The sequence below is a fragment of the Rothia nasimurium genome (genome assembly GCF_042660305.1).
In the GTDB taxonomy this organism is placed as follows: domain Bacteria; phylum Actinomycetota; class Actinomycetes; order Actinomycetales; family Micrococcaceae; genus Rothia; species Rothia nasimurium.
Window position 1 is genome coordinate 76,142 of record NZ_JBHSTW010000001.1, and the last position, 13,178, is coordinate 89,319.

Genomic DNA, 13,178 nt, shown 5'->3' on the forward strand with positions numbered 1-13,178 from the left:
TAATGCTTATTCCAATATATACTAGAATGGTCAGTACACAATTTTGTTAGCTATGAAACGAGGCACATCATGGGGCGCGCAGCAACCTTCGACCGAGCGGACGCCGTCAGGGCAGCCCGCGACGTCTTTTGGGATCGGGGCTACGAGGCAACCTCAATCCCCGACCTTGAACAGGCAACCGGCCTCAAGCGCTCCAGTCTCTACCACGCCTTCGAGTCGAAAAAGGGGCTTTTTGACGAAGCGGTAGAGAACTACCTGGCAGAAAGCGTCCGCCCGCTCCTTGCTCGCATCACCAGCGAAGACGCGAAGCCCGATGCCCTCAACGACTACTTTGCGACCCTGGCCAGCTCTATTAGCTCTGCCGATAGCCACCCCGGCTGCTTACTCATAGCGGCAGCTAACGCCCCGGTGGGCACCGACCCAGTGGTCAGCGCAGCCGTCAGCAGCTACTACGACGAACTCCTTGCCGCCTTCCACGCGGGGCTGGGCAGGGCGCGTCCTCACCTCACCGAGGCCGAAGTATACAGCCAAGCCCGCGCCCTGGTTGCCCTCACCATCTCAGCCCTGGCCCTTGCCCGCACCAACAAAACCCTCACCCTAGCCAACCTGCAGGCGGCGCAGGCGCTCCTGGCCGCTCAGGACTAAACAAAACGCCGACGGCCCGCCCTCTGGGCAAACGCGTCAAGCGCTTCCGTCAAAGCAGGGGCAGACCAGGCATTTTGCCCGCGCACTTTCTGCTCCCGCCGCAAGATACCGGTTTCCACCAGGGAATCAATAATGCGATAGGTGGTAGATCTAGCCACTCCGGCGTGTTCTTCTAGCATTCCAGCCGTAAAAGCTGGCTCTGAGCAGCAGAACCTTGCCACCTTACGCACCGCTTCAGTCACCCTCGGGCGCGAGGCAAGAATCTGCTCATAAAACTGTTCAATGTCCTGGGCAAGCAAACGAGTATTAGCCAGCGATGATTCAATGGCATCCACAAAACACAGGATGATGGGCTCTATATCCCCGCGCCTATACGCCTCCAGAGCAGAAACATACCCCTCAAGGTCATAGAGCAAACCGCTCGACAGGGGAACCACCACATACTGCGTCACCCCGCGCGCCTTTAACAGAGATGAGATGAGCGCTCTCCCTGTACGCCCATTCCCATCTGTAAAAGGGTGAATAGTTTCAAACTGGGCATGAGCAAGAGCCGCCTGCACGGTAGGATCAAGGTCCCGGCGCCCCAAAAAGACAACGAGGTCTTCAAGCAACCCAGGCGCATCCTCCCAGGCAGGTGCTACGTACCTGGCTGTGACAGGGGATTCTCCCCCAATCCACACCCATTCTTTTCTCAGCTCACCGGCATCATCTTGAACACCCGCTGTAAGCTCCTCGTGCATGGTCAGCAAAGCGTCGATGCTAAGTTCGTGGGCAACGTCGATTGCAGCTTTCATGGCGCGGACGTTGCGGGCAACAAGTTCAGCATTGCCTCCTACCGGCGCACCAAGTGCAGCAAGCGAGAGTTTTCGAGCATTTACCGTCAGATTTTCAATCTGTGAACTTGTGGCAGATTCTCCGCGCAAAAGCACCGTAGCGAATGGGAAATGAACAAATGATGCCTGTTCGTGGTCGAACCTTGTCATAGCCACTGATGCCGCAGATGCGCTAGCCAGCACATCTGCACTGAGCCTCACAGGAGCCTCAGAAATATACGGAACGTGCGGCACCTGAAAAGTACCTCGATTTTTCCGCTGGCTCCGGCGAGAGGCCAAGGGGTCACGGTGCACCCACAAGCGCTCTGTATATGTAAGAGATGGCCAACTCTGCATGTTGCCTCCTGCGAGTCTCTCTTGAGAAAAATGCACCTCAATTTTCCCATTAAGCTGTTTATATAGAAAATTATGGTTTATTTTCCCAGTATCTTCTCGCAAACACCGAGCGTGCGCCATATCGCCGAGCGTGCGGTTGCCGGGTGCACGCTCAGCGATATAGCGCACGCTCGTCATGACCAGACGCCCCAGAAAAGCCCCGCGCCCCGCCGTCTCACTTTGGGGCACAAGCTTGTACAAACCGGTAAAATGAGACCTGGCTCTATATAGATTCCAGCACCCAAGGAGTGCCCATTCATGGCCCGTATTGTTGTTGACGTTATGCTCAAGCCCGAAATCCTCGACCCCCAGGGCAAGGCTATCGCTCACGAGCTTCCCCGTATCGGTCTCACCAACTTCACCGATGTTCGTCAGGGTAAGCGTTTTGAACTGACCGTTGATGGTGAAGTCACCGAAGAACTGCTCGCGCAGGCCCGCCAGGCAGCTGAAGAACTGCTGTCTAACCCCGTGATTGAAGACGTCGTCAACGTCGAAGCTCTGGAGGACTAAAAGACGTGGCAGAATCCCTCGCAGCAACCGAAGTTCCCCTGGTGGGCGACTTCTCTCAGAACACTCCCGATGCCGCCCTGGCTGATGTGCGCGTCGGCGTCATCACCTTCCCCGGCACCCTCGACGACCGCGACGCCTCCCGCGCCGTCCGCCTAGCTGGTGGCACCCCCGTACCGCTGTGGCACGATGAAGCAGCTCTACACGATGTAGATGCCGTAATTGTGCCCGGCGGTTTTTCGTATGGTGACTACTTGCGCGCAGGCGCTATTGCCGCTAAGGCCCCGGTCATGAGTAAGGTCGTTGAGGCAGCCAGTGCCGCTGGCACCTCCGGCTCTGTTCCCCTGCCGGTGCTCGGCATCTGCAACGGTTTCCAGATTCTGACCGAAACCCACCTGCTGCCCGGCTCCATGATCAAGAACGATCACCGCAAGTTCATCTGCCGTGATCAGACCCTGCGCGTTGAAACCAACCAGACTGCCTGGACCGGCGACTTCGAGGCGGGCCAGAACATCGTGGTGCCCCTCAAGAATCAGGACGGCCAGTACGTTGCCGACGCCAAGACCCTTGAGGCACTTGAAGCTGAAGGCCGCGTGGTCTTCCGCTACGTGGATGTTAACCCCAACGGCTCTCGCAACGATATCGCCGGCATCTCCAACGAGCGCGGCAACGTCGTGGGCCTCATGCCCCACCCCGAGCACGCCGTCGAACCCGGCTTCGGCCCCTCGTCCTCCGGTTTTGGCACCGTGGGCCTGCGCGGTGGCGCGGACGGCCTGGGCGTCTTCACCTCCGTACTCAACCAGCTGGTTTCGGCCTAAACGCCTCGCATAAGGAATAAGAATTTTGAGCGACAAGAAGTTTAATCTCGACACCGTTGAGCACGCCGCTGCCACCCCCGAGACCGAGCTGCCCTGGGCTGAGCTGGGTCTGAAGGAGAACGAGTTCGAGGGCATCAAGAAGATTCTCGGCCGCCGCCCCACCGCAGCCGAGCTGGCCATGTACTCGGTCATGTGGTCAGAGCACTGCTCCTACAAGTCTTCCAAGGTGCACCTCAAGCAGTTCGGCGCTAAGGTCACCGACGAGATGAAGAAGGACCTCATGGTCGGCATCGGCGAGAACGCCGGTGTGACCAACATTGGCAACGGCTGGGCCGTGACCTTCAAAATCGAGTCCCACAACCACCCCTCCTACGTTGAGCCCTACCAGGGTGCAGCGACCGGCGTGGGCGGTATCGTGCGTGACATTATCTCGATGGGTGCCCGCCCCGTGGCCGTCATGGACCCCCTGCGTTTCGGTGCCATCGACCACCCCGACACCGCCCGCCTCCTGCCCGGCGTTGTGTCCGGTGTTGGCGGCTACGGCAACTCCCTGGGCCTGCCCAACATCGGCGGCGAGGTCGAGTTCGACGAGTGCTACCAGGCAAACCCCCTGGTCAACGCCCTGGCTGTGGGCATCATGCGCCACGAGGATATCCGCACCGCTAACGCCTCAGGTACCGGCAACAAGGTGATCCTCTTTGGCGCCCGCACCGGTGGCGACGGCATTGGCGGCGCTTCCGTTCTGGCCTCAGAGTCCTTCGACGACACCAAGCCCTCCAAGCGTCCTGCCGTGCAGGTGGGCGACCCCTTCGCTGAGAAGGTACTGATTGAGTGCTGCCTGGAGCTCTTTAAGAACTCCATCGTTGAGGGTATCCAGGACCTCGGCGCCGCAGGTATCTCCTGCGCCACCTCCGAGCTGGCCTCCAACGGCGACGGCGGTATGCACGTTGACCTGACCAAGGTTCTGCTGCGCGACCCCACCCTGACCCCGGGCGAGATTCTCATGTCTGAGTCCCAGGAGCGCATGATGGCGGTTGTGACCCCCGAGAACCTGAGCCGCTTCGAAGACATCATGAAGAAGTGGGACGTCGAGTACTCCATTCTGGGTGAGGTTACCGGCTCCGGCCGCCTGACCATCGAATGGCAGGGCGAGATCATCGTCGATGTGGACCCCAAGACCGTTGCTCACGACGGCCCCACCTACGAGCGTCCTTACGCCCGCCCCGAGTGGCAGGACTCCCTGCAGGCCGACAAGTTCACCGGTTCTGGCGCGGACGACGCCCGCCCCACCGGCGCTGAGCTGGGCGAGGCTATCAAGGCCTTTATGGCGGCCCCCAACATGTGCTCCAAGTCCTGGATTACTAACCAGTACGACCGCTACGTTCAGGGCAACACCGCCCTGTCTATGCCCGATGACTCCGGCGTGATTCGTGTGGACGAAGAGACCGGCCTGGGTGTTGCCCTGGCAACCGACTCTAACCCCCGCTTCACCAAGCTCGACCCCTATGAGGGTGCGAAGGCGTCCCTGGCTGAGGCCTACCGCAACGTGGCTACCGTAGGCGCCCGCCCCGTGGCTGTCTCTGACTGCCTGAACTTTGGTTCCCCCGAGGACCCGGACATCATGTGGCAGTTCGCTGAGGCCGTGCGCGGTATCGCCGACGGCTGTATGGAACTGGGCGTACCCGTGACCGGCGGTAACGTCTCCCTCTACAACCAGACCGGCGGCAAGGCCATTAACCCCACCCCCGTGGTTGCCATGATGGGCGTGATGGACGACGTCACCCGCCGCACCCCCTCCGGTTGGGCTCCTGAGCACGACGGCCAGGCCCTCTACCTGCTGGGCACCACCCGCGATGAGCTAGACGGCTCCGAGTGGGCCCGCTTCAAGGGTCACTTGGGCGGCCTGCCCCCCAAGGTTGATCTGGCTGCCGAGAAGCTGCTGGGCGACATGCTGGTGAATATGAGCCGGGACGGCATGATTGATGCCGCCCACGATGTTTCTGCCGGTGGTCTGGCTGCCGCTCTGGTTGAGGGCTGCCTGCGCTTTGGCGTCGGTGCCCGTGTTGGCCTGGGTGAGGTTGCTGAGCGTGACGGTATTGACCTCTTCACCCTGCTCTTCTCAGAGTCCCTGGGTCGTGTGGTTGTGTCTGTGCCCCGTTCCGAGGAAGTTCGCTTCAAGGACATGTGTACCGCCCGCGACTACCCCTTCGCCCGTATCGGCGTGGTCGATGCCGCTTCTAACGCCCTGGATATTCAGGGTGAGGTCGCTATCGACCTGGACGAGCTGCGTGAAGCCCACGAGGGCACTCTGGCCCGCCACTTCGGTGAGGTTGCCCCCAGCTAGTCGCTAGCTACTGTGCGTAAGGACGCCGCCCCGCCCCTCCCCTGCCTTCGGGCAGGCAGGTGCGTGGCGGCGTCCTTCTGTCTTAGCCTGTGCAGGTTTCTTGGGCTGTGTGCAGAGAAAACCCTGCACACAGCCCAAGAAACCTGCACACCTCCAGCCTGGCTCACCGGACGCCTGCCTCCCACAGCCGTTGCCGGAGAGTAGCAGGGTGCGACATCAGCTCCTTCCAGCGCGTACGCACCACCTTCCAGCCAGCCATCTCTAATTCGCGATGCCGCCGATGTTCCGCCTGAACCACATCGTCAGCGCGGCCATAGACTCCCGAATACTTCACCTCACCGTCGACCTCAAGCATGACCCCCAACTCAGGCCAAGCGAAGTCAGCACGGTAGACACGGCCATAGTGGGTGAATACCTCGAACTGCTCCTGAGGTAGAGGCAGATTCCACTCATAAATAAGGTCGCGCGCGATCGTCTCAGCAGGAGAATCTGCTAAAGCGCTCAGTCTCTGCCCCACGGCAAGCGCAGCTCCACCCGCCTCAGCCAGAGCAGTACGTGCCGACGCTACAGATATAACACCCTGCCGCAGAAAATAATCACCAATCACCAGCGCCTCAACGCGAGGTAGAGATAGGGCCACATCGCGCAGAGTTTGCCCCGGAGCAGCAACAGAAGCCCCTACTACCAGTTGAGCCTCGCGAACTACGTCCGTACGTCCGCGATGCGCTGTTACTGAAGGGCGGTGCTGTACAGAAGCCGACGCAAAACTCATATGCACCTTGTGAGGTAGGGTTAGGAGCGGAGCTCCTAACCAAAGCGCAGCCGACTGGTGACTCAGCACCCCGCTCGGCACCGTTTTGATATGCGCGGCGTGGTGGGCTATGCATCTCTGGCGAGTGCCCCACTGGTTCCATATAGAGGTCTCAATATAGATCCCCTGCTTGATTTTGGTGTAGTAACCAGACCTAAAACGGGTCGAAGCTACAGAGGGGCTTACACCGATATCTTGTAAATCTTTAAGGCAGCGCACCTGCTGGTAAATCTCTGCAACATCATTCATAAGGGCAGTGTCACCGACCCCGTTCACCTCTTGCAAGGGGTGTGAACATCGCAGGCTCTTTTGGTTCACAAACAGGTCATATAGCAGCCAGGCCTGTGGATAAGTCGGGTGCGTTAGCGTGGCAGTTACCGACCCGGGGAGCGTCCTTCTTTCTTAACCCTGTGCAGGGTTCTTGGGCTGTGTGCAGAGAAAACCCTGCACACAGCCCAAGAAACCTGCCCAGACCTATGCTCCTTCCCCCAGCGCTTCCAGGGCACTATTGGGTAGGACGTCCGCGAGCACGTTCATCACGATTGTGCTGTAGAGCTGGGAGAAGCTATCAAGGCGCACAAAGAACTCGTCCTCGCTCAAATCAGCGAGTGAAGCGATAGACCCCAGCAGCCCGTTGATAAGGAAGGTGTGGGTGACTAGGAGCAGGTCGGGGTCGCTACCATCACCGCGTAAAAGCCCCTGCTCAATCCACATAGCGCGCACGGTAGCCCTGAACCTGTCAGAGGCTTCGCCCCGGGGGCTACCTGCCAGCTGGCGGGCTAGGTAGCGGATAAGGTCAAGGTTCTCATCATAGAAGGCCCGCACCGTGCTACTGCTCAAGTCACGGCTGACGATAAGTCGTACGATACTGCGGAACTTTTCGGCGGTTAGCCGTTGCTTTTCAGCCTCGGCACGCACTGCGGCGAGGTTTTCAAAGTGGTAGTAGAAGGTGGTGCGGTTGCAGTCGGCGCGTTTGAGAATCTGGTCGACGGCAATGTCGGGGAAGGCTCGCTCAGCTGCTAGTGCCCAGTAGGCTTCGGTGATGCGCTGACGGGCGCCGGGTTGGGCTGAGTCTTTGCGAGGACGGGCCATGGTCTCCTCCTAAAAAATGCAACAAAGTATTGTAATAAGTCTAATTTAGCCCGGGCGGGGTGATTTTAGGATTAAATACAACAAGTTGTTGCATTAGAAAGGCACAGACATGGCAGGCTCAACAGTCGCCACTGACTCACACACCCAAACCTCCAGCCCCAAACGCTGGATTCTCCCCCTTCTCGCCCCGATCATCGGCCTGCTGGTCGCTGCCCTCATAGTGACCCCCATGCTGGGAGCTAAGGCAGAAAACCTGCCGGTAGCTATCGTCAATGCAGATTCGGGTATCACCCTACCGACTGGTGAAACCATCAACGCCGGAGCCCAAGCAGTTGAAAATCTCACCTCCGCTGACCAGCAGGTTCTTGACTTCACCCTGGTCACTAGCGGGCAGTCGGCCGAGGAGCTCCTTGAGGACGAGGGCTACTACGCCGTTCTTGAAATTCCAGCTGACTTCTCTCAGGCTGCCGCAGCGGCACAGGCTGGAGGCGGCGAGGCGTCCGCACTTACCGCTACTGTAGACCAGTCCAAGACTATGATGGGCGTGCAAACCGCAACCAACGCCCTGACCGCCATGAGCCAGAACTCACCGGTGGCTATCAATGTGACCACCATAAACAAGATTCCCACCGAGTGGGGTTTTGCTGGCAGCTTCGCCCCCATGATGCTCTTTATGGGCACCTTCATCAGCTCGATGGTATCGTCCGTCCTGCTTGCCGGATCCCACTCGGTTTCTAGGGCTCGCGGTGCCACTGCCTGGGTGAACGCTGGCCTGCAAGTAGTTTATGGGTCTGCGGCAGCACTGCTGGTTGGCTTCGGTATGGCCTGGCTAGTGCAGTCTATTACCGGTTTTGAGCTACCCTTTAGCGAGCTGGCCATCTTCTTGAGCGCCCTATCTGCTGGCTATATTGCCCTGACCACCAGCTTCCTTGACCTACTGGGCGCTAAGGGGGTGGCCCTATCGGCCCTCACCATGCTGCTGGGCACTGCGACCCTCAGCATCCCCCGCCAGTTCCTGCCGACCTTCTGGAACGAGTGGATTTACCCCTGGACTCCCGCCCGTTTCGCCGGGCAGGGGGTACGCGATATCCTCTACGCAGGCGAGGCTTGGCTGAACTCTAACACCGGCGCCTTCTTCTGGATGGTAGCCATCGGCCTGACCCTCATTGCGGTAGCAGCCTTTAAGAACCGCACCCCCAAGGAGCTAGTCGCCTAACCCACACCATTACCGCTAAGCAGCACCCAGAGCGCGCCCAAGGACGCCTGCCCCGGCTCACGCAAGCCGGGGCAGGCGTCCTTCTGTCTTAGCCTGTGCAGAGTTCTTGGGCTCTGTGCAGAGAAAACCCTGCACACAGCCCAAGAAACCTGCACACAGCATGGAGGCCCCTAGCTACACATCTATGGGGCTAGGCTCTCACCCAGCTGTGCAAACACACGGGTGTTGTAGTCGAACCCGACCAGGGCCTCATCAACCAGGGCGTCACGCTGGGCGTCCGTCAGCGGGGCATCGTCCAGAAGACCCCGGTAGGAGTCCTTGAATACCTTGGGCTTCGGGAGTGCCTCAAATCGGTACATGCTCAGAGCCTCAGCGGGCACACCGTAGTGCCGGGCGAGCAGGGCAGCCACGGCCTGCCCGCCCGACAGGTCGCCCAGGTAGCGCAGGTAGTGGTGGGCCAAGAAGCGTTCGGGGGCGGACGCCGTCGCCCGGATAGCTGCCGCATAGTCAGCGGTTGCCGGTAAGGGCTGGTCACTGGTGGGGCCGCCCAGTTCAGCTAGGTCAGCCTTGATAGAAGCAAGCCGGTCAAGGCCCTCGAGCACGAAGGGTTCGGTGATGGGGTTGGGGTGGGCGCGGAAGCCGGCTGCTACTTCTTCGAGGGCCTCATACATATAGACGTACTGGGTCAGCAGCATGCGGTAGGCCTTACGGTCGAGCTTGCCGCCCATCAGGTCGGCCATGAAGCTGGAGTGTTCTGCCTGCTCGTGGCGGGCAGCGATTTCTGCCTTAAGGCGGGCTGAGAAGGTAGGACGCTCGGTGTCGGCGAGAGCGGTAGTCATGGGGTCCTCCTTGGTTGAGGGCTAGATTAACACTATTTATTGACAGACTGTCACCAAGAAAGAATTAAGTCAAGTACTTGTAACCTATTTTTATTAGGGTTGCCTTAATGCTAGTTTAGGCATGCCCTTAAATTTAATAAGGCAGGGCATGTTACGAAATGTGCCCACCCTACACCACATAGTTTTCACGAGGATGCCCATGTCTCCCCAGCACAGCGCCCGGCGCTCCTGCGCCCTCCTAGCCACCGCCGCACTCACCCTGTCAGGCATGACCCTAGCCACCGCGTCCGTAGCTGACGCGGCGGACGCCACCAGCAGCACCGTCGCGGCCGCGTCCGCAACTCACGTCGCCAGCAATGCCCAGCTGACCTGGTCACTCAAGGACTCCTTCATCCGCTACGTCACCGGCGCTTTTGCCGGTGGTAGCGTCGAGGTAACCGGCGGCCCCAGCTTCAACGGCTCCACGTTCTCCTGGCAGGGGGCCGAGGGCGAGTTCACCGGTGCAAACGGAACCATCAACTACCCCGGGACTATCCACTTCACCGCCCATAAGGGTGAACTTGATATCACCTACGCCAACCTCAAGCTGGTTATCAACGGTACTCAGGGCACCCTGGTAGCTGATGTGAAGTCCAAGGGCTACAACGGATCCCCCGATATCGATGCCACCAACGTCCACTTCGCTACCGTAGACCTTTCTGGCGTCACTTTCAGCAACGGCACCGTATCAGCCACTGCCGCTCCCGTTACTCTCACCGCCGACGGCGCAGCCGCCTTCGCCGGTTTCTACAAGGCAGGCGAGGTTCTGTCTCCGCTCACTTTCTCGGCTGACCTGGCTGAAAAGCCCGCAGAGACCCCGGCCCCCACGCCCACACCCGAGCCCACCACTGACGGCGTCACCAACGCAGCGGGCACCGTCACCTGGGGTATCAAGGATTCCTTCCTCAACTACCTGATCGCCCAGAACGCCGTTACTCCTGGCGAACACACCAGCCTAGAAGGCAACAACTTTGTCTTTGCCGGTGCAACCGCCCAGAAGACTGATACCGGCTACTCCATCAGTGTTCCGGGTAGCTTCTCCTTGGTCGCCCACGGCGGGGTGCTCAACATCAACCTGCATAGCTTCCGCGTTGTTACCGACGGTGCAAACGGCTACATCTACGCCACCGGCACCTCGGCCAACACCGGTGAAATTACCGACCAGCCCATCGCCAGCTTTGACGCGAGCGCCCTGACTACCGATTCAGCGGGTAACCTGCTTCTGGAGGGCGTGCCGACTGTTGCGACGGCTCATGCCGCCAGCATTTTTGGGGCCCGCTATGCAGAGGGAACCGCTTTTGACCCCCTGTACCTGCGGGTTGCTGCCCCCGTGGTTGAGGACGCACCGGCCCCGGCTCCCAGCGAAACCCCGGCTCCTGCCCCGAGCCCGTCCGCAGAGCCCACCACCCAGCCGACCGTGGCCCCCTCACCCCAGCCTTCTGCTGAACCGACGGCAGCACCCTCGGCCCAGCCGACCGCTGAGCCAACCGTCATTCCCTCAGCCCAGCCCTCTGCTAACCCTGCTGATCCGGCGCCCCAGTGCGTGCCGGTGACCGTGACCGAAACCGTGCCCGGTGCAACCACTACTCAGGCTGACGGGACCGTCTCAGCTGCTACTTTCGACTGGGGCGTGCGCTCCTCCTTCCGTAACTACATTGGTGGCGGTATCGCTAAGGGTAGTTGGGAACTGAACGGCGTTACCTACGCTAACCAGGCCTTTGGCTGGTCCAAAGGTACAGGCACCTACGCTAACGGCAAGGGCTCTGTGGCTTTCGAGGGCTCTGTCCGTTTCACCGGCCACGGCGGCACCTTGAACACTCTGATGGCTAACCCCCGCCTTGAGATCAACGGTTCTACCGGCACCCTCTACCTGACCGTAAGTTCTAATGACATGAAGGGGCAGACAACCCACCACGGTGAGGTGCCCTTCGCCAATGTCGATTTGGCTGGCCTGACTGTTAACGGATCCAGCATTAGCGTCAGCAGTGCTTCTGCCACCCTAACTGCTGAGGGCAAAGCTGCCTTCGCTGGCTTCTACCAGGCAGGTGAAGCCCTTGACCCCATTAGCTTCACCGGTACCCTGGGTTCAAAGACCGTCACCGGTGCTTCTCAGACCATTGAGAAGACCCAGTATGTCTCAGAGAACGGTGCTAACTGCGATGCCCTGAACGCTGAAGCTAACCGTAAGGCCGAAGCCGCCCGAGCCGCTGCCCAGAGCGGCAAGCTGGCGAACACCGGTGCTTCGGTGGGCGCCTTGATTGCCCTGGGTGCTGCCCTGCTAGCTGCCGGTGCTGTGGTGGTAGCCCGCCGCCGCGCGTCCTAATTCTCCCTTCCCCGGGTGGGAGCCGGAGTTTACCCGGCTCCCACCCCCTCGTTTTTCAGTTTTTCTCAGGAGGTTCTGGTGCCTACCTTCACCTTTTCTTCTCTGCCCCTGCGCCGGGGTTTTTCTGTTCTGAGTGCTGCCCTGGTTCTGGCGGTGACGGCCTGTACCGGGTCAGCAGAGAGCGGTGCGGACGCCGCCGCTACAGGCTCCCAAGCAGGGGCAGCTTCTGCGTCGGTTGAGGGCGGGGCTCAGTCGTCGGCAACGGCCGGGGGCATTGAGGCTCCCGCCAGTGAAGAGGTGCACCGCACCGCCCTGCAGCAGGCCGAGGACTACCTCAAAGCCAATGCTGTAGAGAACCCCAAGAGCCTGACAGGTCTGGCGACGGCGGCGTCCGTCCCGGATGTGCTGCCGCTTGAGAACCCGCAGGCCCCGCAGCTGCCGGTGACCGTCACCGATTTTCAGGGCACCGAGGTGACCGTGACCAGTGCCGACCGCATTCTGGCCCTGGATATGTACGGCACCCTAGCCCAGACCGTCGTCGCTTTGGGGCTGGGGGACAACCTAGTAGGTCGGGTCACGTCTTCGACCGAAACGACCCTGGCAGACCTGCCCCTGGTAACCCAGAACGGCCACGACATTTCGGCTGAGGCGGTTCTTTCTCTCGCCCCGACCGTGGTGCTCATGGACACCACCAACGGCCCCCTCGAAATTACCGAGCAGCTGCGTTCGGCCGGGGTGACCGTGGTGCATTTTGACCCCTCGCGTTCCCTGAGCCAGGTAGTGCCGCAGATTGAGGCGGTTGCGCAGGCTTTGGGAGTTCCGGACGCCGGCGCCCAGCTGGGTGCCCGGGTGCAGGCTGAGATTGATTCGGCGCTAGCCACCATTGCCGAGGTTGCCCCGCGGGATTCGACGCAGAAGGTGGGCATGGCCTTCCTCTACGTTCGGGGTACTGCCGGTGTCTTCTTTATCCTGGGTGACGGTTCGGGGGCCGATGAGCTGATTACTGCCCTGGGCGGTCGCGATGTGGCCAGTGAGGGCGGGGCTTCGGGTACCGTGCCCGCTAACGCTGAAGCGCTCTCGCGGGCTAACCCCGACCTGATCCTCACCATGACCGGCGGGGTGGAGTCCACCGGTGGTATCGAGGCCTTCTTCGCCCGCCCCGGTGTAGCTGAAACAACCGCCGGTGCTAACCAGCGCGTGGTCGACATGGCAGACGGCCAGGTTCTCTCGTTCGGGCCCAACAGTGCGGCGGTACTGCTGTCCTTAGCCACCGCTATCTACACCCAGCAGTAGGTTCTTGTGCAGGTACGTTCTTCTACCCTCACGGCGGTCTTTA

The 13,178-nt window shown here is 60.5% G+C and carries 11 protein-coding genes; 7 read left to right on the plus strand and 4 right to left on the minus strand.

Going from position 1 to position 13,178, the window contains the following annotated elements:
* The first annotated feature begins 69 nt into the window (after positions 1–69).
* Positions 70–645 (plus strand): TetR/AcrR family transcriptional regulator, encoded by a 576-nt coding sequence (locus ACFP6B_RS00365; RefSeq protein ID WP_377125320.1) that lies wholly within the window; start codon positions 70–72, stop codon positions 643–645.
* Here the strand turns inward: ACFP6B_RS00365 and ACFP6B_RS00370 are convergent.
* Positions 642–1,991: a Fic family protein gene (locus tag ACFP6B_RS00370; protein WP_377125323.1), complete on the minus strand. Its 1,350-nt coding sequence runs from the start codon at positions 1,989–1,991 to the stop codon at positions 642–644. The genes ACFP6B_RS00365 and ACFP6B_RS00370 overlap by 4 nt on opposite strands.
* Positions 1,992–2,111: 120 nt before the next feature.
* Here ACFP6B_RS00370 and purS point away from each other — a divergent pair, with 120 nt between their 5' ends.
* The 3 genes from purS to purL are packed head-to-tail and all read left to right on the plus strand — an operon-like array spanning position 2,112 to position 5,522.
* Entirely contained in the window at positions 2,112–2,363 is a 252-nt protein-coding gene (gene purS / locus ACFP6B_RS00375) for a phosphoribosylformylglycinamidine synthase subunit PurS (RefSeq protein ID WP_237188980.1), read from the plus strand.
* Between the two features lie 5 nt (positions 2,364–2,368).
* Positions 2,369–3,178: a phosphoribosylformylglycinamidine synthase subunit PurQ gene (gene purQ, locus ACFP6B_RS00380; RefSeq protein WP_377125327.1), complete on the plus strand. Its 810-nt coding sequence runs from the start codon at positions 2,369–2,371 to the stop codon at positions 3,176–3,178.
* A 25-nt stretch (positions 3,179–3,203) separates the two neighbouring features.
* Entirely contained in the window at positions 3,204–5,522 is a 2,319-nt protein-coding gene (purL, locus tag ACFP6B_RS00385) for a phosphoribosylformylglycinamidine synthase subunit PurL (RefSeq protein WP_377125330.1), read from the plus strand.
* Between the two features lie 163 nt (positions 5,523–5,685).
* Here the strand turns inward: purL and ACFP6B_RS00390 are convergent, their stop codons facing one another.
* Both ACFP6B_RS00390 and ACFP6B_RS00395 read right to left on the minus strand, forming a co-directional pair.
* A complete protein-coding gene (locus tag ACFP6B_RS00390) occupies positions 5,686–6,582 on the minus strand; it encodes a hypothetical protein (RefSeq protein WP_377125333.1) in 897 nt (298 codons plus the stop codon).
* Between the two features lie 225 nt (positions 6,583–6,807).
* Complete coding sequence (locus ACFP6B_RS00395) at positions 6,808–7,425, minus strand: TetR/AcrR family transcriptional regulator (RefSeq protein ID WP_377125336.1); 618 nt, start codon at positions 7,423–7,425, stop codon at positions 6,808–6,810.
* A 109-nt stretch (positions 7,426–7,534) separates the two neighbouring features.
* On the opposite strand from ACFP6B_RS00395, the gene ACFP6B_RS00400 reads away from it, so the two are divergent.
* Entirely contained in the window at positions 7,535–8,641 is a 1,107-nt protein-coding gene (locus ACFP6B_RS00400; RefSeq protein ID WP_377125338.1) for a YhgE/Pip domain-containing protein, read from the plus strand.
* A 182-nt stretch (positions 8,642–8,823) separates the two neighbouring features.
* Here the strand turns inward: ACFP6B_RS00400 and ACFP6B_RS00405 are convergent, their stop codons facing one another.
* On the minus strand, positions 8,824–9,480 hold the full coding sequence (locus ACFP6B_RS00405; RefSeq protein ID WP_377125341.1) for a biliverdin-producing heme oxygenase: 657 nt from the start codon (positions 9,478–9,480) through the stop codon (positions 8,824–8,826).
* 199 nt (positions 9,481–9,679) lie between these two features.
* On the opposite strand from ACFP6B_RS00405, the gene ACFP6B_RS00410 reads away from it, so the two are divergent.
* Together ACFP6B_RS00410 and ACFP6B_RS00415 are read left to right on the plus strand one after the other, a co-directional pair.
* Positions 9,680–11,842 carry an HtaA domain-containing protein gene (locus tag ACFP6B_RS00410; RefSeq protein ID WP_377125344.1) on the plus strand — a complete coding sequence of 721 codons (2,163 nt, stop codon included), beginning with the start codon at positions 9,680–9,682 and terminating at the stop codon, positions 11,840–11,842.
* A 78-nt stretch (positions 11,843–11,920) separates the two neighbouring features.
* Positions 11,921–13,135, plus strand: coding sequence for a heme/hemin ABC transporter substrate-binding protein (locus ACFP6B_RS00415; RefSeq protein WP_377125347.1), 1,215 nt, complete (start codon positions 11,921–11,923; stop codon positions 13,133–13,135).
* Positions 13,136–13,178: the final 43 nt, after the last annotated feature.